This window comes from Sulfurimonas sp. HSL-1716 (assembly GCF_039645975.1).
In the GTDB taxonomy this organism is placed as follows: Bacteria; Campylobacterota; Campylobacteria; order Campylobacterales; family Sulfurimonadaceae; genus Hydrocurvibacter; species Hydrocurvibacter sulfurireducens.
In genome coordinates, this window is the sequence record NZ_CP147918.1 from 1,791,720 (window position 1) to 1,811,098 (window position 19,379).

Annotated in this window: 19 protein-coding genes and 1 pseudogene; 5 read left to right on the top strand and 15 right to left on the bottom strand. The window is 40.2% G+C overall.

The annotated features are described in order from the left end of the window. Window positions 1-76 precede the first annotated feature (76 nt). Window positions 77-607 carry a carboxymuconolactone decarboxylase family protein gene (locus tag WCY03_RS09100; RefSeq protein ID WP_345992260.1) on the top strand — a complete coding sequence of 177 codons (531 nt, stop codon included), beginning with the start codon at window positions 77-79 and terminating at the stop codon, window positions 605-607. A 29-nt stretch (window positions 608-636) separates the two neighbouring features. Further along, entirely contained in the window at window positions 637-1,446 is an 810-nt protein-coding gene (locus WCY03_RS09105) for a peptide deformylase (RefSeq protein WP_345992261.1), read from the top strand. On the opposite strand, the gene lgt is transcribed toward WCY03_RS09105, so the two are convergent. From lgt to hemN, 3 genes are read right to left on the bottom strand one after another with little or no spacing between them, the layout of a single operon-like run. After that, window positions 1,414-2,241 carry a prolipoprotein diacylglyceryl transferase gene (gene lgt, locus WCY03_RS09110; protein WP_345992263.1) on the bottom strand — a complete coding sequence of 276 codons (828 nt, stop codon included), beginning with the start codon at window positions 2,239-2,241 and terminating at the stop codon, window positions 1,414-1,416. The two genes, WCY03_RS09105 and lgt, sit on opposite strands and share 33 nt — an antisense overlap. Next, on the bottom strand, window positions 2,241-3,518 hold the full coding sequence (locus WCY03_RS09115) for a (Fe-S)-binding protein (RefSeq protein WP_345992265.1): 1,278 nt from the start codon (window positions 3,516-3,518) through the stop codon (window positions 2,241-2,243). Before WCY03_RS09115 ends, lgt begins: the two co-directional genes overlap by 1 nt. 2 nt (window positions 3,519-3,520) lie before the next feature. After that, complete coding sequence (hemN, locus tag WCY03_RS09120) at window positions 3,521-4,888, bottom strand: oxygen-independent coproporphyrinogen III oxidase (protein ID WP_345992267.1); 1,368 nt, start codon at window positions 4,886-4,888, stop codon at window positions 3,521-3,523. Window positions 4,889-5,131: 243 nt separating this feature from the next. Between hemN and WCY03_RS09125 the strand changes: the two genes are divergently transcribed. Then, entirely contained in the window at window positions 5,132-5,881 is a 750-nt protein-coding gene (locus WCY03_RS09125; protein WP_345992269.1) for a response regulator, read from the top strand. Here the strand turns inward: WCY03_RS09125 and WCY03_RS09130 are convergent. The 5 genes from WCY03_RS09130 to WCY03_RS09150 all read right to left on the bottom strand — a co-directional run bounded on the left by WCY03_RS09130 (window position 5,878) and on the right by WCY03_RS09150 (window position 13,509). After that, entirely contained in the window at window positions 5,878-8,508 is a 2,631-nt protein-coding gene (locus WCY03_RS09130; RefSeq protein ID WP_345992271.1) for an ATP-binding protein, read from the bottom strand. The genes WCY03_RS09125 and WCY03_RS09130 overlap by 4 nt on opposite strands. Before the next feature lie 129 nt (window positions 8,509-8,637). Further along, the gene (locus WCY03_RS09135; protein WP_345992273.1) at window positions 8,638-8,802 is read right to left on the bottom strand and encodes a hypothetical protein; all 165 of its coding nucleotides are present in this window, start codon (window positions 8,800-8,802) and stop codon (window positions 8,638-8,640) included. 26 nt (window positions 8,803-8,828) lie between these two features. After that, on the bottom strand, window positions 8,829-10,298 hold the full coding sequence (locus WCY03_RS09140; RefSeq protein ID WP_345992275.1) for an FAD-dependent oxidoreductase: 1,470 nt from the start codon (window positions 10,296-10,298) through the stop codon (window positions 8,829-8,831). A gap of 154 nt (window positions 10,299-10,452) precedes the next feature. Continuing rightward, window positions 10,453-13,014 (bottom strand): aminopeptidase N, encoded by a 2,562-nt coding sequence (gene pepN / locus WCY03_RS09145; RefSeq protein ID WP_345992277.1) that lies wholly within the window; start codon window positions 13,012-13,014, stop codon window positions 10,453-10,455. Between the two features lie 3 nt (window positions 13,015-13,017). Then, complete coding sequence (locus WCY03_RS09150) at window positions 13,018-13,509, bottom strand: DUF2062 domain-containing protein (protein ID WP_345992279.1); 492 nt, start codon at window positions 13,507-13,509, stop codon at window positions 13,018-13,020. 80 nt (window positions 13,510-13,589) lie between these two features. Here WCY03_RS09150 and WCY03_RS09155 point away from each other — a divergent pair, with 80 nt between their 5' ends. Next, window positions 13,590-14,864, top strand: a complete 1,275-nt coding sequence (locus tag WCY03_RS09155) for a DEAD/DEAH box helicase (protein ID WP_345992281.1) — start codon at window positions 13,590-13,592, stop codon at window positions 14,862-14,864. Beyond that, complete coding sequence (locus WCY03_RS09160) at window positions 14,864-15,067, top strand: RNA-binding S4 domain-containing protein (protein WP_345992283.1); 204 nt, start codon at window positions 14,864-14,866, stop codon at window positions 15,065-15,067. The genes WCY03_RS09155 and WCY03_RS09160 overlap by 1 nt, the downstream gene beginning before the upstream one ends. Window positions 15,068-15,077: 10 nt before the next feature. On the opposite strand, the gene WCY03_RS09165 is transcribed toward WCY03_RS09160, so the two are convergent. From WCY03_RS09165 to WCY03_RS09195, 7 genes and pseudogenes are all read right to left on the bottom strand, one after another. Beyond that, complete coding sequence (locus WCY03_RS09165; protein ID WP_345992285.1) at window positions 15,078-15,785, bottom strand: DUF445 family protein; 708 nt, start codon at window positions 15,783-15,785, stop codon at window positions 15,078-15,080. 38 nt (window positions 15,786-15,823) lie between these two features. Next, window positions 15,824-16,819, bottom strand: coding sequence for a beta-ketoacyl-ACP synthase III (locus tag WCY03_RS09170; RefSeq protein ID WP_345992287.1), 996 nt, complete (start codon window positions 16,817-16,819; stop codon window positions 15,824-15,826). Between the two features lie 2 nt (window positions 16,820-16,821). Further along, window positions 16,822-17,820, bottom strand: a complete 999-nt coding sequence (gene plsX / locus WCY03_RS09175) for a phosphate acyltransferase PlsX (RefSeq protein ID WP_345992289.1) — start codon at window positions 17,818-17,820, stop codon at window positions 16,822-16,824. Window positions 17,821-17,823: 3 nt separating this feature from the next. Next, complete coding sequence (gene rpmF, locus WCY03_RS09180) at window positions 17,824-17,973, bottom strand: 50S ribosomal protein L32 (RefSeq protein ID WP_345992291.1); 150 nt, start codon at window positions 17,971-17,973, stop codon at window positions 17,824-17,826. A 19-nt stretch (window positions 17,974-17,992) separates the two neighbouring features. After that, window positions 17,993-18,169 carry a hypothetical protein gene (locus tag WCY03_RS09185; protein ID WP_345992294.1) on the bottom strand — a complete coding sequence of 59 codons (177 nt, stop codon included), beginning with the start codon at window positions 18,167-18,169 and terminating at the stop codon, window positions 17,993-17,995. Between the two features lie 180 nt (window positions 18,170-18,349). Continuing rightward, window positions 18,350-18,763 (bottom strand): nucleoside-diphosphate kinase, encoded by a 414-nt coding sequence (ndk, locus tag WCY03_RS09190; RefSeq protein ID WP_345979374.1) that lies wholly within the window; start codon window positions 18,761-18,763, stop codon window positions 18,350-18,352. A gap of 311 nt (window positions 18,764-19,074) precedes the next feature. Further along, a pseudogene (locus WCY03_RS09195) lies at window positions 19,075-19,281 on the bottom strand (4Fe-4S dicluster domain-containing protein); the annotation flags it as partial. Window positions 19,282-19,379 lie beyond the last annotated feature (98 nt).

Here is a 19,379-nt window from a genome sequence, read left to right on the forward strand (position 1 = left end):
CTAATTAAGAATTATACATTATAATTATATCGTTAAGTTGAACTTAACGTTTTTAAGATTTATAACAGGAAATAAAATGGCACATATAAAACTACCTGAATTTGAAGACATGAGTCCCGAGATACAAGAAAAAGCAAGACCTATCTTAGAAAAAACGGGACAGCTGGGAGAGATATTCAAACTTATTGCACTGGATGAAAAAATATATTTTGCGACAGATATGATGGTTCAAAAATATCTTTTAGAAAAAACGACTCTTTCTTATGACATAAAAGAAGCGATCGCACTGCTTATCTCAAAAGAGAACGGCTGCAAAATGTGTGTAGACGTACATAAAAGCATAGCAAAGATGTTAGGACTCAGTGAAGAGAAGATCGAACAAATCCTGCAGGGTGTCGAGAGTATAAATACGACCGAAGGAGAGAAAGCTCTTCTAAATTTCTGTATCAAAGCCTCCAAAAAAGACAACTACAAAATAGAAAAAAAGGAGATAGATGCCTTAAAAGAATTTGGATATAATGATGTTCAAATTCTTGAAGCCGTTGCAATTACGGGCTACTTTAACTATATAAATACTCTCTCTAATGTATTTGCACTTGGTGAGTAATATATAAAATATAAAAACAGGGACGAAACATGGTAAAAGAAATTGTTAAATATCCGACAACTCCTAGTCTTGAATATGGCGCGAATGTCAGGCATTTCAATGACGAGCTGTTCGCGATCATAGAAGATTTAAAAGATACGATGGAGGCAAACGGAATCACCGCTCTTGCAGCTTTTCAGATAAGCTCACCGCTCTCGGTCATCGTTATAAAACAGGAAAACGGAGAGTATTTAGAGATCATAAATCCAAGAGTCATAAAAAGAGAGGGAAAGATACATCCTATCGAAACGACGGCTTACTTCCCGGAGCTGAGCGCCAAAACGACACGTTACGAAAAAATAAAAGTGATGTATGAAGACAAAGAGCAAAACCAGAAATTTTTAGAGGCCGAAGGGGATCTTGCCGTGGTTCTTCAAAGAAAGATGGATTATCTTTTCGGAGCAAACTTCAGGGTCAGACTTGATAAAGACGAAAAAAAACTTTTTGATTCGAAACTGGAGTTCGGAACGGATGCGATCATGAAAAACGATTGCCCGACGGTCTTTAAAAGGGACAGACTTTTAAAACTGCTGAAAATTCTCTTTGCTATAGGTTTTGTATCGCTTGGAGCGAAGTTTTTCATAGATGCATCGATGCTTCCGATATTAAAGACGGCGGAAAACTACATAATGATAGCTATGCTTACGACATCCGTAATCTACTTTTTCTATGCACAATACGAAGGAAAACAGTACAAACACTGTACCTCTTGTCAAATAGGCAATATCATAGGTTCGACTGCGATCTCTTTGATCAGACTGATCATCCTATTTGTCGCCAACTACTTCCTTCTTTGGTAAGAAATAGAACCAAAGCACTACTGCAAGCAAAGCCATAGACAGGCTTAACGCCTGTCCGAGCGTGACTGTACCGCAGCAGATATAGCCTATCTGAACGTCCGGAGCCCTGAAAAGTTCGGCTACCGCCCGAAGTATCCCGTACGAAAACGCATACAGCAGTATCAACTCGCCTTCAAATCTTTTATGGTTTCTATACATATACACGATGACAAAAACAACCACGCCCTCCAAGAATGCTTCATAGAGCTGAGAAGGATGGCGAAGTATGCCGTTTACATAGATACCCCAGCTTACATCTGTCACTCTACCTACAAGTTCCTGATTTAAAAAATTGCCTATACGTCCAAACACATATCCCAAAGGTACGGATACCGCAACGATATCCATCAGTTTTCCAAAACCGATTTTGTCTTTTTTGCTGTAAAGGTACGCTCCTATCAAAAAGCCAAACAGTGCTCCATGATAGCTCATTCCTCTGATACCGACAAACTCACCGTTTTTAAAAGGATTGAATATCTGCCATGGATGAGAGAGATAATAAAGCGTGTCGGGATCGTAAAAGAGGATATACCCAAGTCTTGCTCCCAGTATCACACCTATCTCCACATAGATAAAAAAGTTGTCAAGTTGCTCTTTGGTGATATCTATACCGTCTTTTTTCACGATCCATTTGGCCATATACAAAGCCGTGACAAGGGCCAGCACATACATCATCCCGTACCAGTGCACGGGCAGAACAAAAATATGAAAAGCTACGGGATTAAAATGCTCATAGACATGATTCCAAAACTCCATTATTTCTCCAGAGCTTCGGCGATCAGTTCAATAGGATTCTTAAATACGGCATCGACTTCTGCATGGTGCATTGAGTCGTTGATCTGCATACGGCAGGCACTGCACTCCGCACTGACTATTTTTGCACCGCTCTGCTTTATCATGGCGGCTTTAGGCACACCCGCTGCTTTTGCAAAGTGGTACTTCTCAGTTTGCATCGTCACCCCGCCGAATCCGCAGCAGGCGTTAGGATCGCTCATCTCTTTTATCGTATAGTTTTGAGATATGAGCTTACGCGGCTCCTGGTATATCCCCTGCATTTTTCTCGCATGGCATGGGTCATGGTACGTAACATCGACATCCTGTCTGCCTTTTGACGCGAGCAGAGTCCGAAGATGCGTATGGGTATCGAGCCATTCCGTCGCCATAAAGATCTTTTTGGCTACTTTTTTGGCACGTTCGCCCCACTCGGGCTGATCGTGGAAATAGTGCTCATAATCTATCTTCATCATAGCGCTGCATGTCGCTTCGGGGATAATTATCGCCTCCACGTCATCGATGAACTTTTCAAAATACTCTATATTGTATTTTGCAAGATAATCGACCGTATCGAAATCACCCGTGAAATAAGCGGGAGCCGAACAGCACTTTTGTGCCTTTGCTAAAAATGCGTCGATCTCCAGATGTTTTAATATGCTCAATAGAGACTCTCCGACCTGGCGATAATTATAATTTCCCAAACATCCGATAAAGATCGCTACTTTTCTTTTCCCGCCGTTGCTTATATTTTCCGGATGCGCATTTAAAAACGATGTTTTGCCCATACTCGGAAGCAGTCTGTCTTTTTTGATGATAGGCAGAGAAAATCTCGGCTCCATCGATTCTATCTCTTTTTTTATCTTGAATCCGCAGGTTTGAAAGACATATCCGAGTTTAAAAAGAAGATCCATAGTGAATCTATGGCGCAGAAGATAGAAAAATGCTTTTTTAAACCACGCGAGTCCATACTTTTTGCGGATATCGTTTCTCACCTGTTCTATAACCATGTCCGTAGGTAGTGATTTTGGACATACGTCGGTACAGTTCGTACATAAAAAGCAGCTTTCAAAGATATTCTTTGCATTTTTATCAAGATCCAGGTTTCCGTCTTGATAAGCTCCGAGCAGATCTATAAACCCGCGCGGCGAGGTTACTTCGTCGGGATTTACGTTATGAATGGTACAAACAGGGATACATTTCCCGCATTTTATACATTGATCAGACGTAGCTTTAAAATCAAATATATCGTTTGTCTGCATTATCACACCGTTTTAGAGAATGTTTTTTGACTCGCCGCGTGTTTTTTCATATAAGCATCAAAAGGCATCGCGATATTTCTAATGAGCAGGGTTCCCGTTTCAGAACATACAATATGATCCTCATCGATCGTTAAAAGCCCCTCTTCTTCAAAAGGTCTCAAAGCTTCGACGGCATCTGCAAAATAGCTCTTAAACTCTACGTTATACTCTTTTTCAAAACGTTTGATATCAAGCTTGAAGTTGCTCATCAGCTCCATGATGACATACTGGCGGATCCTGTCGTCTTCATTAAGCAATACTCCCCTCTCAAACGGAAGGCGTCCCGCATCGATCGCTTCTTCATACTCGTTCATATCTTTAAAATTTTGAGCATAATAGTCTACGCCTTCTCCTATGGAAGTAAGACCGACACCGATAAGATCGGCGCCTCCTTTGGTCGTATACCCTTGGAAGTTTCTATGCAACTCGCCTTTTTCTATCGCTTTAAAAAGTTCGTCTTCTGGCTTTGCGAAATGATCCATTCCTATCATCTTGTATCCATGAGAAGTAAAGAAGTCTATGGTGTACTGCATGATATGAAGTTTCTCTTCAGGAGTCGGAAGCGTCGTTTCGTCGATCTTTCTCATCGTCTTTTTAAGCCATGGAACATGCGCGTAATTAAACACCGCAAAACGATCCGGATCAAGCGTCAAAGCAAGTTCAAGCGTTTCTTTAAAAGTTTCCAAAGTTTGGTACGGAAGACCGTATATCAGATCGGTGTTTACCGAAACCATGTTGTATTTTCTGGCCAGTTCCATAGCGTTTTTCGTTATATCGTAGGGCTGGATACGATGGACGGCAGCTTGAACCTTTTCGTTAAAATCCTGTATCCCGAAACTCACACGGTTGAAACCCGCATCGCTCATAGCTTTCATCTGAGCCTCATCGATATGACGAGGATCGATCTCGCAGCTGACCTCCGCCCCCTCTACAAAGTTTGGAAAATGAGATTTGATCATACGGATGATCTCATCAAGCTGTACATCGGAAAAGAAAGTAGGTGTCCCGCCGCCGAAATGCATCTGAATAACCTCTCTTGAGGTGTCAAGGTGCTTGCTTAATATCTCCAGTTCACGGCGAAGGTAGTCTATATATCTCGTTTTTTTGTCATCTTTGGAAGTAAAAACCACGTTGCAGCCGCAAAAATAACAGGCACTTCTACAAAAAGGCAGATGAAAATACAGAGACAACGGACGATTTTTGTCTTGTGATTCCAGTTTGTTTATATATTCGTCATATCTAAAATTATCATTGAATTCTAAAGCTGTAGGATAACTGGTATATCTCGGTCCTGGTTTAGAGTATTTTGTGAATTTTGCGAAATCTAGCATAAAGGGATCCATTTTTTATAATATAGATGTGATTATGGCAAATATGTGTTGAATAAGTTATAAAACATACAAAGAATCCTCACATGTAAGAAGTTACTAAGAAGAAATGTACATATTTATGTTTAGTTTTAACACAAATCCGATTACTTTATATTATATTCTTCAAAAAATATCACTTTTTTAGTATACTAACGGATATGAAATTATCACTTTTTCAAATAATTATAGTTTTAGGATAAATACATGAAAAACAAGAGGGTGTTGATTGTAGAAGACGATGAAGTAACTGCAATGAACCTGAAAATGTCCCTTGAAAAGCAGGGATACTCGGTCGCTTCAATAGCCGATGACGCGGCTAGTGCCAAAAGTAAAATGAAAATATATGACCCTGATATAATAATTATCGATATTTCACTTCAAGAAAGCAATGACGGTATAATGCTGGCAAACTATATCCGTGAAAAACAGTTGATGCCGTTTATTTTCTTGACTTCACATACCGACGACCATATAATCGAAGACGCGAGCAAAACAGAACCGTACGGCTACATCATAAAACCTTTTGATCCGTCAAATCTGCATGCGACGATTCAGATGGCCCTTTATAAATACGACCAGGAAAAAAAGAGAAACGAGAGTCTTGATTCTCTAAAAATCGATAAGCTCAATCTGGAAAAACTTCTTTACAGTAAAAAAATGGTCGACAAACCGATCGTTCCTTTTGGAGACAATTACTATCTGGATATAAGCGTATGCGAAACTTTTTATAACTCCAAAAAGATAAAACTGACAAAAAAAGAAAACTCTTTCATCCGTCTTTTGGTTGCGCAACTCGGTCTGGTTGTAAGCTTTGAACAAGCTATCGGTTATGTATGGGAAGATGAAGGAGCTACTGAGAACAGCGTACGTACACTGGTATGGAGGCTCAGAAACAAACTGCCGACCGACATCATTAAAAATGCATCGGGCATGGGATACTATATAGAAGATTAAAAGTTTTTAATCTTCATATACTCTTTTTCTATTCTTTCCATACACTCTTCATAGTGGTATATCTCATTTTCCTCTTTGGCATTGATCTCAAGTTCATGCGCATACTTCTGCATATTTTCCAATCTAAAGTTTGCACTTGAACCTTTAACCGAATGAGCCAGTCTTGAGATATCGTAATAATTGTTTTGAAATATCTCGTCTTTTAATTTCGGAAGCGTTTCGTCCATCTTTTTTATATATATCTCCAAAAGCATTTTCAACTGTTCAGAATCAAGTTGCAGCTCGTCTTTTAAAGACTCTATGTCAAAATCGCTTTCACTCTCCTGCTCGTCGACGGTTTCTAAAAATCTTTCAAATACCGCTTCGAGCTCTTTTAAAATGATCGGTTTTCCGAGAAAATAGTCGCACCCGCATTTCAGGCTTTTTTCTTTACACCCTTTCACGACATTTGCCGTTAAAGTAGAGATAGGCGTACGCTTCAAGTTGCAGCTCTTTTCATAATATCGTATATCATCCACCGCTTCAAAACCGTTTTTTATAGGCATTTGATCATCCATGAGAACAAGATCATACCTGTTGTCTTTGAACATCGCAACGGCTTCGACTCCGTCTGAAGCGATATCGTATGTCACGCCGTATTTGTCCAAAATGATTTTTATAAGCTCCTGATTTGCTTCATTATCTTCAGCGACTAAGATGTGTCCGCTGAAATTTTTACCGTTTTTCAAACTGCTTTTACGTTTGTTATAAGCCTCTTTGAGACCCAAAGCGTCCAAGGTCCTGTCTCTTAATTTTGTCAGATACACGGGAAAGCAGAGGTTGGATATGCTGTTTATGAGATCGTAACTGTCGTCCATATACTCCATGATCGCTATTGAAGGCCTGTTCTTTTGAATAACTTTGTATCTGTCGGCGTCATCAAGATCACTGTCCATAAAATAAAGCAGATCATAGTTGCTTTGCTTTATGTCATTGATAAGATTCAGTTTTATATTTATCTGGTCGTAGTATTTTTTAAAGATATCCAGTTTTCTGGTGTCTGTTTTATCATTGACAAAAAAAGCGATGTGCTTATCCTGCAGCATTTTACAATCCAAACTCAATATGTCGCTGTTTACTACTACTACGGGAAGATGCAGAGTAAATCTGCTTCCGTGACCGATCGTCGATTCCACCTCGATATGCCCGCCCATGATCTCTGCAAGCTGTTTACAGATGGAGAGTCCAAGGCCCGTCCCTCCGCTACGCTTTATAACGCTGTTTTGCGCTTGAGTGAAAGCCTCGAATATCTTTTTAATATCGCGTTTTGCAATACCGACTCCCGAATCTTCTACCGATATTTTTATGGTTCCGTCCTCATATGTTGCATCGACTTCGACTATGCCGTTTATAGGCGTAAATTTGATGGCATTGCTTAAAAAGTTCGAGACTATCTGCCCGAGCCTGAGCTGATCTGCCAGTATCTCTGAGGGGATCGTTGGATCGATAAAACTTATTATCGTTATCTGCTTCTGATTGGCAGAAGCCACGAACAGCTCCATTGTACGGGAAAGAACCTCCTCGAGATTAAATATTTTAGGCTCTATGGTAAACTCGCCGCTTCGAAGCTTGGAAAAATCAAGTATATCGTTTATGATATTTAAAAGATTTTCCCCGCTGTTATGGATGATGTCGAGATAGTTTTTATGTTTGGTAGACATGTTTTCATCTTTTAAAAGCGACACAAATCCCAATATGGCATTTAAAGGCGTTCTGATCTCATGAGACATGTTTGATAAAAAATAGTCTTTTGCTTTATCGGCTTCTATCGCTTTTTGTCTTGCGTCGATCAGTTTTGTTACTTCATAACCTATGGCCATATACTCTTTTTTCCCGCTAAAAGGATCTTCTATAGGCATAATAGTCGTATCGATATAAAAATAGCTGCCGTCCTTGCTTTTATTTTTGATCGTTCCCGTAAAGATCTGATTGGATTGGATCGTCTCCCAAAGCTTTTTGAAAAAGGCCTTTGACATATCTTCGTGTCTCATTATATTATGAGATCTGCCTATAAGCTCGTTCTCCTCATATCCGCATAATGTCACAAATTTTGAGTTAACATGGGTAATAAATCCGTTTTGATCGGTCTTTGATACGAGCGCGCTTTCATTAAGAGCATAGATATACTGCTCCAAAAGCTCCACATTTTTTCCTATCTCTATATCTTTTTCATAGATTGTTTCGGAATATATCTCCAGAACTTTTGAAAAGTTTTTATCAAAGACGTAACTGATCTCGCTAAAGAGCTCTTTTGTATTGATCTGAGTTTCATATGAGTACTCCACCATCGAAAGTTTGAAATGGCTGCAGATCGTAAAAAGTTCTTTGGAACTTATGTTTCTATCTTTCAAATACCTCAAAAAATCTGCGATAACGGGGCAGTCTCCTATCTGTACAAGACCTTTGATAACACCCATAAAATAATCAAATACGGGCCCGGCGTAATCTTTTACAAACGTTTCTCTGTTTATATTATGATACATAAGTATGGATTGTGGAGCACTGTGTTGCATCCATTTGGAAATAATAGAAGATTTGCCGTTTTCTAAAGTCGATATATTTGATTTTAGATTTAAAAGTTCGCTCATAATGACTACCTACTTGATTCGTAATAGTATATTATACAAAAGTTAGTCGTTATAAAGGTAAAAAAAGAGTTTATGAAGAGAGTTTTTGTAAGTAGTTTACGAATCGGGAAAAATCCGATTCGCAATAATTTAGTGGCTTTTTCCGACGACCACGATCATTTTAATATTGATCGCGATAAAACGTAAAAATTGCCAAATAAGACAAGTTCTCATCCATCTTGCGAATGGACCAGGTGTCATTGTAGTAAAGTTGTTTCCGTAAGCTTTGATATTCTTTTCACCGTATTTTGACATATTCTTTCCTTTTCTTTATTTTATTTTTATTCTGGAATCAGAGTCCAGCCCGGATTTAGCTTAGCTTTATAGATGAACAGGTGGTGTAGGATATGTTTGATCCAGTGGCCGGCAAGACCGATTTCACCAAATGTATAATCCGTATCACGGCCTGTTCCAGGATATTTTTCAAAATCCGGTACAACAGGATAGATAGTCATAGCCGCTGCAGTACCAGTGAAGATACCTTTACCTGCCGATGCAACACACGCAGCACCCATTTCAGCCATTGAAGCTTCATGTAAGTGAGCACTTTCACCTTTTGTCATCAAATCACAAACACTGTGAGCGACTGCTTTACCGATAATACCTGAAGGCATACCTGTACGTGGAGGAGTCGGATTGATCGGAGTTCCGTTTGGTGAACTCATCGGTTTAGATATACCATGCGGAGGAGCAAATGCGATACCCGCAGCAAACATATTTTTATATGTAGGGTTTTGGTATGTACGTGGCCAGTCACTAGCTTTCCAGTTCTCATATGCACCAGCAGCGTAGTTTGCATCAACTTTCATAAATCCGTTTGGAGCAAATACTGTCGCAGTGATATCTTCACCGGCTTTATCATATGCTTTTATGCCGACACCCGCAAACGGAGGGATAAGCATCGCGAAATCGAATTCATGTTCACCCATTGAACCGTCTAGAAGTTCATAATGCGCTTTACCTTTTTCAACTTTATTTACGTGAGCACCGATAGTCCATTCAACGTTACGTTCTGCAAATAAAGACTCTGCAAAGATTCTAGAACTGACCGCGAAGCCCATAGCTTTCATATGAAGTCCGCCGACACCGAAGTCGCCAAGGAACGATTCGTTAGATATCCATTGTAGATCCGCCATATCACGGACACCTGCTTTTCTTAGTTCATGCTCGATATTGAAGATATACTCAAACGCCGCACCTTGACAAGTACACATACCGTGACCTGTACCGATAAGGAATTTTTGACGCTCCCCTTTTTTCATCTTCTCGATTGTTTTTTGGAACTCTTCATTTGCATGAACAGCATGATCTGCCGTACAAACTGAAACTGTAAACTCACCTAAACCGTTTGCATCACCAAGACCTGGAGTAGCAGCAAAGTTTAGTTTCGGACCAGTTGCATTGATCAGATAATCATATTGAACCTCTTCAGTTTCACCGACTTTACCTTGTCCTGTAAACTCTACAGTAACAAAAGGTTTGTCTGAACCCTCTTTACCTTCAGGATTAATAGAAACTGCTTTTGCTTGTTTATAATTTATACCTGCTTTTTGGTACACAGGTGCCAAATCAAACGTAACATCCTCTTTACTCATCTCTCCAACACCAACCCAGATGTTTGAAGGAATCCAGTTCCACTTCGCGTTAGGTGTAACTACTACAACCTCATGCTCAGAACCTAACCATTTTGCTGCAAATGTAGCGGCTGTATGACCTGCAACCCCTCCGCCAAGAACAACTAATCTTGCCATGCCTACTCCTCGTATCAAATAATATAACTAAAAATCACAACACTACTCAAGAAGAATATTTTATGATAGTATTATAATGTCTCCTTATTGTAGTGCTAGTTTTCAAAAATAAAGCTTAATTTTTTAAAAAATTATCCTATTTGTTGGTTATGTTTCATTTTTTATCCAAAATTTTAGAAACTATCTCATATGTATTATCCGAAAGATTGTCCGTTGCAAGAATGCGCTCCAATTGAACCTTCATCACGTTTTTGTGACAACTGTCCAGTTTCCCGTATATCTTGAACGCACCTGCAAGCCCTGAAGCTATCTGTGCGTTTATCCTGTCTATCGCTATTACTTTGTCGGCGATAAACTCATAGCCGCTTCCGTCATCTGCATGAAAGTAACGGTAGTTTCTTGTAAAAGTGTAGATCAATGAGCGGACAAGGTTTGGCACTTTTTCATCATATACTTCGTCTCTTTGCGATTCGACGACTCTTGATAACACATCCTCTCGTTTTGCAGAAGAGATGACTGTAAAATATTTATTCATTACCAGCATATCGTTTTTATATTTGTCGTAGAAATCTTTTAGTGCCGATTCCGCAGTTTTGCTAAAATAGTTTTCCAGCAGCGAAAGAGCGGTCACTTTATCGTTCATGGTCTTAGAATCATAGTATTGCTTAGTGCATATCTCTTGAATATCTTCGCTTTTGAGCGAACAAAGAAACTGCAGAGCTCTGTTTTTTAGAGCTCTTGCAGCCATCGCATCGGAAGAGACGGATTCATTCTCACCGTCGTGGTTCAATTTATAAAGGGTGAAAAACTCTTTTTTATATATAGACGCGATATGTCGGATCAGTGATTCTCTTGCATCGCATAATTTTACAAAATCTATTGTTTCTCTTGTCTGCATCAGGTTCGATATGCTCGGAAGCTCCAAAAGCTGCGCTTTATACATCAGGTCCGTATCGGCATCAAGAAGTTCTCTATACGACTGCACATAGAGTTCATCGATCGTACCTGTATCTATGAGCTTGTTTAAAGTGCGCAGTGCAAACTCCTGAGCCGCTTCATATCTATTGAAACTGTCATTGTCGTATTTCATCAAAAACGGATAATCCTGATCTTCATAGACCGTTTTTATCGGTGCGCAGAATCCTCTGTTTAAAGAGAGTTTCGGCTTGCAAGGAAGAAATTCGAACGTAAAGAGTTCCGTTTCCTCTTTGATGGTCAATGTCTCCTCTTTTATAAACTCCCCGTTCTCGCAGAACAAAGCTATTTTAAAAGGGTACATGAAAGGCAGCTGATCTTTGCCTTCCACCGTCGCCGGTACGATCTGCTTGCACGTAAGCTTTAATGTACCCTCGGCATAACTTTCGCTGACTTGCAGAGTCGGCGTGCCGGATTGGTGATACCATCTCTTAAACTGGCTCAAATCTCCCTCGTAGTTTTGCTCCATCGCCCAGAAAAAATCATCGACCCTGACGGCTTGTCCGTCAAAAGTATCAAAATAAAGATTCATGGATTTTTTATAATTCTCTTCACCTAAAAGCGTATGGTACATTCCTATGATCTCAGCGCCCTTTTCATAAACAGTCGACGTATAAAAATTATTCATCGAGATATACGAGTCAGGCTGTACAGGATGTGCCGTCGGTCCCGCATCCTCTACGAACTGACGCTCGCGCAGAGATTTTACGTTGTCTATACGTACAACCTCTTTAGAGTTCATATCCGCACTAAAAGTCTGATCGCGATAAACGGTGAGCCCCTCTTTAAGCGTCAGCTGAAACCAGTCTCTGCATGTAATACGGTTTCCCGTCCAGTTATGAAAATATTCATGGGCTATCACACTCTCGATTCCCATATAATTCTGGTCCGTCGCGCTCTCTTTATCCGCAAGCACGTAATGGGAATTAAAGATATTGAGCCCTTTGTTCTCCATAGCTCCCATATTAAAACTATCGACTGCGACTATGTTGTAGATATCCAGGTCGTATTCGCGGCCATATTTTTCTTCATCCCATTTCATCGCTTTTTTTAAAGACTCCATGGCATGAAAACATTTTGATTCATTTCCAAGATCGCAATAGATATTCAGCTCGATCTCTCTGCCGGTCATCGTTTTGAAGCTGTCACTTACAAAACCGAGATTTCCTGCTACCAGAGCAAAAAGATACGAAGGCTTTGCAAAAGGGTCTTCCCAGACACAAAAATGGCGATGGGCGTCTATCTCGCCGCTTTCCTTTTTATTTCCGTTGCTCAAAAGCATCGGGTATCTTTTATCGGCGATCACTTTTACGGTATATTTTGCCATCACGTCCGGTCTGTCCAAAAAGTAGGTGATACGTCTAAAACCCTCCGGTTCATTTTGCGTACAGAACATTCCGTTTGATTTATACAGACCTTCGAGTTCCGTATTTTTATGCGGGTATATCTTCGTTACTATCTCAAGATCGAAATTTCCGTATACATTGTAAAGGGTCAGGCTCTCTTCATCTACCTTATACATATCCCTGCTGAGTATTTTTCCGTCTACTTTAAAAGAGAGCAGTTCCAGATCGACTCCGTTAAATCTGACGTCATAAATATCGTTGCAGCATTGAACTACGTTCATCCTATTTTTGACGATCGTATACTCTTCAAAAATGTCAAATTCCAAATAACATTTCTCAATAGTAAAATCCGGAGCCCTGTAGTCTTTTAAAAAGATCATCTTATGTTTACTCAATTTTCACTCCTCGTCGTCTTTTAGTGAATTTCTCTCTTTATGAACTGAGCGCTTCCATAAAAAGTTTATCAAAAAATACATAGCGCTAGAAACAGTGACCGAATAAAAAAGCGTACCTACATACAGCGGCACAAATATATTTTTCAGATTGTCGCTGAACCACTGCATCGTTATCTCAACAGGTGCAACCTGCGTTCCTAAAAAAAAGCTTCCCGTGAGGTACTCCATATAATACATGGCCGGCATCGTAAAAGGATTACTCAGCCAGACCATGGAGATCGCTATTGGGACATTGAACTTAGCAAAAGGCATCATGGCAACGACAGCGAGCATCTGCATAGGCATGGGAATAAATCCTATAAAAAGCCCTATAAAAACACCTTTTGATATGTTTTTTCTGTTTGTCGAGAGATAAGCTCTTGGAATATTGTATTTTTCTATAAACTGGTCAAGCTTCCCGCCGGAACTCTTTTTTTTAAAAAATTTTCTAACCATAAAATATGCCTGTTACTTCTAATATCGGTGTAATTATATCAATTAAAATGCTAAAATTATGCTACCGAAAGGATTTACAGATGTCATTTGAAAAAATTGGTCTCATCAAACCTATACTAGACGCGATAGGCGAGTTGGGTTATGAAAAACCGACACCCATACAAGACAGAACAATAGGGCTTGTCCTTGCTAAAAAAGATATCTTTGCAACCGCTCAGACGGGTACGGGAAAAACTGCTGCATTTTTACTTCCTATTATTCAAAGACTAAGAGACAACAGACCTCTTTCTCCAAAGGCAGTCAGAGTGGTAGTGATGACCCCCACGCGCGAACTGGCGATCCAGATAGAAGCAGAAGGTAAAAAATATGCCAAATATATGGGCAGCTCGTTCTCGCTTCTTGTCGGAGGAAAAAGTCTTGAGTCCCAAGAAAAACGGCTTAAAAACGGCATCGACATACTCATCGCCACTCCGGGAAGACTTCGCGAGCACATATTAAATAAAAGCATAGATTTGAAGCACTTGGAGATCTTTGTGGTCGATGAAGCGGACAGAATGCTTGACATGGGTTTTGTGACAGATATCAGACTTATCCATGCCGAGCTTCCCAAAAAGCATCAGACGCTTCTGTTCTCCGCGACATATGACGACAAAGTAAGAAAACTTTCGCGCCTTCTGTTGAAAAAGCCTGAGTTCATAGAAACAGCAAAACAGAACAAGACCGTCGATACTGTCAAGCAGATCATCTATCTCGTAGATGCAGACAGAAAAGCCGAACTGCTCTCGTTTTTGATCGGTTCAAAAAATTACCAGCAGGTACTTGTCTTTACCCGTACGAAAAAGAGTGCGGATATTCTGGCTCAGGAGCTGAAGCTCGACGGTTTGAAAACCGAAGTGGTTCATGGAGACAAGACGCTTGCGCAGAGAAACAAAACACTTTCTAAATTCAAGAAAAAAGAGATAAGAGTTTTGGTCGCAACCGATATCGCTTCGCGCGGAATCGATATCGAGCAGCTCCCGCAAGTAATCAACTACGAGCTCCCCTCTGTCGCAGAAGATTATATACACCGTATCGGCAGAACCGGGCGTGCTGGAAACGACGGCGAAGCCATCACCCTGCTTGATATCAATGAGAAAGAGCAGATGAAAACCATAGAAAGACTCATACATGTCAAAATACCGAGGGTAGAGCTAGAAGGATTTGAGGTCGATATCACCAAAAAAGCCGCGAGTGACGATATAAAACCGAACCGTCCGAAAAAGAGCGTTAAAAACACCGAAAAACCAAAAACACCTCAAAAAAGAAAACCTGCAGCGCAAAAGAAAAGAAAAATAACAAAAAGGTCCCCAAGATAATGGAATTCAGATTAACCGATGATTATATAGAACTCTATAAACTTATAAAGGTATTAGACCTCGTAGACAGCGGAGCAGATGCGAAGATCCTCATTGCCGAGGGCCATGTAAAAAGAAACGGCGAGACAGAACTGAGGAAAAGAGCAAAAATAGTCTCAGGCGACATCATAAAGATCGCCGAAGTAACGATCAAAGTCGTCTGATACCGGGGCTTTATAGCAGTATCGAACTTACGACTCCTATGAGTCCGCCAAATACTCCTCCCCATACAACAAGCCAGCCGAGATGTTCCTTGATAATGCGTTCGATCATCTCTTTGACCATCTGCGGAGTGACTTCACAAAGTCTCGTATCGATAAGCTTTTCGATCGAATCAAGCATATCCTGACTCAGACTCGAACTTTTCAAATGGTTCTGCATCGTTTGGTTAAACGCATCGGATTCTACTATCTTTAAAACCGCATCTTTCATTTTTTTACTAAACGGATCTTTAAGGGCTTCGAGCGCTTTTTCACCGCCGAACATACCGAGCATGCTGCCAAAAGATGATTCCATGACCGTCTTTGTAAGCGCGTCGTATGCCGGAGAAAAATCCGTCTCTTCTATTATCGGGACAAGATCCAGCTTTTTTTCCTCTTTAGCAAAAAAACTGTCAAGCTGCCCTTTTGTAAAAAACTCTCTCATCATAAGATTTTTGATGCTTGCTTTAAATCCTTCAAATCTTGAAGTTATAACACCCGAACCGTAAAGAAACGGAACTTTTTCAAATAGCATATGGATAGCAAGCTGATTGGTAACGGAGCCTGAAAGTGCAAATAACCCCGCATATAAAAAATATTTTGAGAACTCTTTTGGAACGATAAAAGCAATACCTATCAAAAGAAGAGATATGAAATTCGTCATAAAAGATTTATTTAACATGGCTGCCTCTGTTTCAAACGGAGTTTAGGATCTTAAAACTATTTTTTTGGAGAAAAAGGGACTAATGCACTTCCCCATGTCAGTCCGCCGCCAAAAGCATCCAAAAGCATCATATCCCCCGCTTTTAGTTTTCCGCTTTCATATATATCGTTGATCGCCATAGGGATAGACGCCCCGGAAGTGTTCCCATATTTTGCAACGGTAAGCACCACTTGTTCGTCTTTCATCTCCAAAGCGTCGCCTACGGCTTTGATAATACGGTAATTTGCCTGATGCGGGACAAAATGCTTAATAGAATCAGATGAGATCTTATTTGTCTCGAGTATCTCTTTGACATCGTTTGTCAACGTTCTGACGGCGACTTTAAAAGTCTCGTTGCCTTTCATCTGCATGAATGCTCCCGCGGATTCCGCCGTAAGACTGTCATGGATCGAACCCGATCCGCCGTTTGGCGTCATAAGAAGTTCGGCATAAGAACCGTCGCTGCCCGTATGCACGTCGATAATAGCTTCTCTCTTATCTTCAGTCGCACTTATCATAGCAGCACCTGCACCGTCACCGAAAAGGATACATGTAGCCCTGTCGCTGTAATCGGTGATCTTACTCAGCCTTTCCGCTCCGACAATGAGAACATTTTTTTTCAAGCCCGATTCCACGAAAGCCTTAGCTACATTCAGAGCATAGATAAATCCCGTACATGCCGCAGATATATCAAATGCCATAATATTACCAAGACCGAGTTTGTCGGTTATAATCGTAGCAGTAGAGGGCATACATAAGTAATCGGGTGATATCGTCGCACAGACGACAAGATCTATCTCGCTCTTATCGATACCCGATCTTTCGATAGCCAAAGATGCAGCTTTGACGCCCATATCGCTGGTCGTTTCGTTTTCAGATGCGATACGGCGCTCTTTGATGCCTGTACGCTTGGTTATCCACTCATCGGACGTATCTACCATCTTTTCCAAATCTTCGTTTGTCAATATTTTTTCAGGTACATAGGCTCCAATAGAGCGAAAAGCTGCATACATCGTTATTTTTCCTTTGATTTCATAGCTTCCAAACGGTCTTCTATATGCTGATTTACACCGGTATCTATATACCTGATAGCCTGAAATATAGCATTTTTGATAGCTTTTGAATTACTTTTTCCATGGCTGACGATTGCACAGCCCTTTATACCTATCAGCGGAGCTCCGCCGATCTCGGCATAATCGATCTCTTTTTTAAGAAGTTTGAAAACTTTTCTCATTAAAAGCGCACCCGTGATCGCTATGGGCGATTTACGGATATAGTCCTTTATCAAGATGCTGATGGTAGAGGCCACTCCTTCTGAAGTTTTCAACACCAGGTTACCCACAAACCCGTCACATGTGATCACGTCACAGCTGCCGTTAAAAATATCACTGCCTTCGACGTTGCCTTTAAAACCTTTATAGCCTTTTAAGAGTTTAAAAGCTTCTTTAGTGAGATCATTGCCTTTTGAGTCCTCTTCGCCGTTTGCAAGCAGGCCGATGCTCGGCTCGGATATTTTAAGCATATCTTCTGCGTAACATCCGCCCATTATAGCAAACTGCACTAAATGCTCAGCCTTTGAATCGACATTGGCGCCCACATCGAGTAAAACGGAACGGCGTCCGATCTTTGTAGGCATCAAAGTTACAAGCGCCGGACGAAGGACATGCTTGAGTCTTCCCAATCGAAGAGTAGCGAGTGTCATTGTCGCACCGCTGTGTCCGGCAGAGACGATCCCGTGGGCATGTCCCTCTTTTACTAGTTCGATCGCTTTATAAATGCTGCTTTCTTTACGTTTTAAAGCATCGGTCGCAGCGTCATGCATGCTGATGAGATCATCAGCATCGACTATAGAAACTTTATCTTTATATCCCTTGGGTAATAAAGATAAAATTTCATCTCTTTTACCAACTAAAATAGGGTGAAACTTTCTTTTTTTTAGAGCAAGAACAACTCCACTTACGATAGGCTCAGGACCGAAATCCCCGCCCATTGCATCAATAGCGATTTTCACCATTGATTATTTGTACTCACCGGTAGTTGGATTAATGTGGTGTGGTAATCTGTATGTTCCGTCAACGTCTTTTACAGGACGTTTCAAACTGATTTTATAATGAGTTCTGCGTTTTGCAGAACGTGAATGTGACACACGTCTTTTTGGTACTGCCATTTTTTAATTTCCTTTCCTCTTATTTACAATCTTCACAGCTATGATAGCCACTCTTTATCAACTCTATTTCGGAGTTTAGTAACTCTTCGATATCAATATTTCCGTCAAAAGATTCTACGACATCATAATCTTCTCTCATTCCGTTATAAACTCCGTTGCTTATCAAAAATTCGACATCTTCATTAAGCTGAAGCACTACATCGCCTGAGCAGAGATAACAATCCAAATCGATTGATCCGGTTATAGTAGCTTGCAAAAGTACAAGATTTTCGCCATCATACTTCAAACTACCTTTAAAAACAATATTATCAGACCTTATATCAAAGTCTAATGGTGTTTTAGTAACTTTTCTAAAATTAACGGTCATAAAAACGGATTACGAAATCTCTTTTTCCGCAAAGAAAAACGCTATCTCCACTGCAGCATTTTCCAATGAATCGCTTCCATGAACCGCATTAGCATCGATATTTTCCGCAAAATCTGCACGGATAGTACCAGCTGCTGCTTCTTTAGGGTTTGTAGCCCCCATAAGATCACGATTTTTTTTCATCGCGTCTTCACCCTCTAGTACAGATACAACAACCGGTCCACTTATCATAAAATCAACTAAATCATTGAAAAACGGGCGCTCGCTGTGAACAGCATAAAAAGTCTCTGCATCTTTACGAGAAAGTTGAAGTTTTTTTGTAGCTGCTATTCTAAGACCATTGCTTTCAAAACGATCCAAAATTTTACCGATAACACCTTTTGCAACAGCATCAGGTTTGATGATAGATAACGTACGTTCCATCAGTACTCCTAGTATATATAAAAAAATAGAGTGGAATTATACCCAAATAAAAGTATATTTTTATTTAAACCTGCGGATATTGTGTTAAAAAGACAAATGATTTAGAAAAAAAAGAGGGGTTTATAGGCATCTATAAAGACGCCTATAATTAAGTTTAATTAATCTACTACGTTCTCGCGGTTTTTACGAGCGTCTGCACTAACATCGTCGCGAGACGGCATCTCTGCATCAGCATCTTCTACTACGTAGTTTTTACCGCCGACATAGTTAGCACCTGCAAAGAAATCTTTATGAGCAGAGTCAAATGGCATATCCCATGTGATACATCCTTCAGTCGGACATGCTGTAGCACATGCCGGCTCGTCATGATGACCGATACATTCTACACATTTATCTGGATATACATAATATAACTCTTCACCCGTCGGGTTATCATCCTCATCTACTATTGCCTCTACCGGACATTCGTCTATACAAGCACCACAGTTTATACATATATCGTTAATAATTACTGCCATGTTATCTCCTATTTTTAATTCAAGTAACTATAAACAAAACTATTTTAAATCAAGCTAAAAGCCGACGATATTTGATGTGAAAATCACGATATGTTACA

Excerpts from the sequence above, each read along its gene's own strand:
- WCY03_RS09115 (WP_345992265.1), bottom strand. The coding sequence starts at position 3,518 with ATGCAGACAAACGATATATTTGATTTTAAAGCTACGTCTGATCAATGT.
- ndk (WP_345979374.1), bottom strand. The coding sequence starts at position 18,763 with ATGGAACGTACGTTATCTATCATCAAACCTGATGCTGTTGCAAAAGGT.
- WCY03_RS09150 (WP_345992279.1), bottom strand. The coding sequence starts at position 13,509 with ATGGTTAGAAAATTTTTTAAAAAAAAGAGTTCCGGCGGGAAGCTTGAC.
- WCY03_RS09165 (WP_345992285.1), bottom strand. The coding sequence starts at position 15,785 with ATGTTAAATAAATCTTTTATGACGAATTTCATATCTCTTCTTTTGATA.
- WCY03_RS09135 (WP_345992273.1), bottom strand. The coding sequence starts at position 8,802 with ATGTCAAAATACGGTGAAAAGAATATCAAAGCTTACGGAAACAACTTT.
- WCY03_RS09105 (WP_345992261.1), top strand. The coding sequence starts at position 637 with ATGGTAAAAGAAATTGTTAAATATCCGACAACTCCTAGTCTTGAATAT.
- WCY03_RS09130 (WP_345992271.1), bottom strand. The coding sequence starts at position 8,508 with ATGAGCGAACTTTTAAATCTAAAATCAAATATATCGACTTTAGAAAAC.
- WCY03_RS09170 (WP_345992287.1), bottom strand. The coding sequence starts at position 16,819 with ATGTATGCAGCTTTTCGCTCTATTGGAGCCTATGTACCTGAAAAAATA.
- lgt (WP_345992263.1), bottom strand. The coding sequence starts at position 2,241 with ATGGAGTTTTGGAATCATGTCTATGAGCATTTTAATCCCGTAGCTTTT.
- WCY03_RS09100 (WP_345992260.1), top strand. The coding sequence starts at position 77 with ATGGCACATATAAAACTACCTGAATTTGAAGACATGAGTCCCGAGATA.
- WCY03_RS09160 (WP_345992283.1), top strand. The coding sequence starts at position 14,864 with ATGGAATTCAGATTAACCGATGATTATATAGAACTCTATAAACTTATA.
- hemN (WP_345992267.1), bottom strand. The coding sequence starts at position 4,888 with ATGCTAGATTTCGCAAAATTCACAAAATACTCTAAACCAGGACCGAGA.
- WCY03_RS09125 (WP_345992269.1), top strand. The coding sequence starts at position 5,132 with ATGAAAAACAAGAGGGTGTTGATTGTAGAAGACGATGAAGTAACTGCA.
- WCY03_RS09140 (WP_345992275.1), bottom strand. The coding sequence starts at position 10,298 with ATGGCAAGATTAGTTGTTCTTGGCGGAGGGGTTGCAGGTCATACAGCC.
- WCY03_RS09155 (WP_345992281.1), top strand. The coding sequence starts at position 13,590 with ATGTCATTTGAAAAAATTGGTCTCATCAAACCTATACTAGACGCGATA.
- plsX (WP_345992289.1), bottom strand. The coding sequence starts at position 17,820 with ATGGTGAAAATCGCTATTGATGCAATGGGCGGGGATTTCGGTCCTGAG.
- rpmF (WP_345992291.1), bottom strand. The coding sequence starts at position 17,973 with ATGGCAGTACCAAAAAGACGTGTGTCACATTCACGTTCTGCAAAACGC.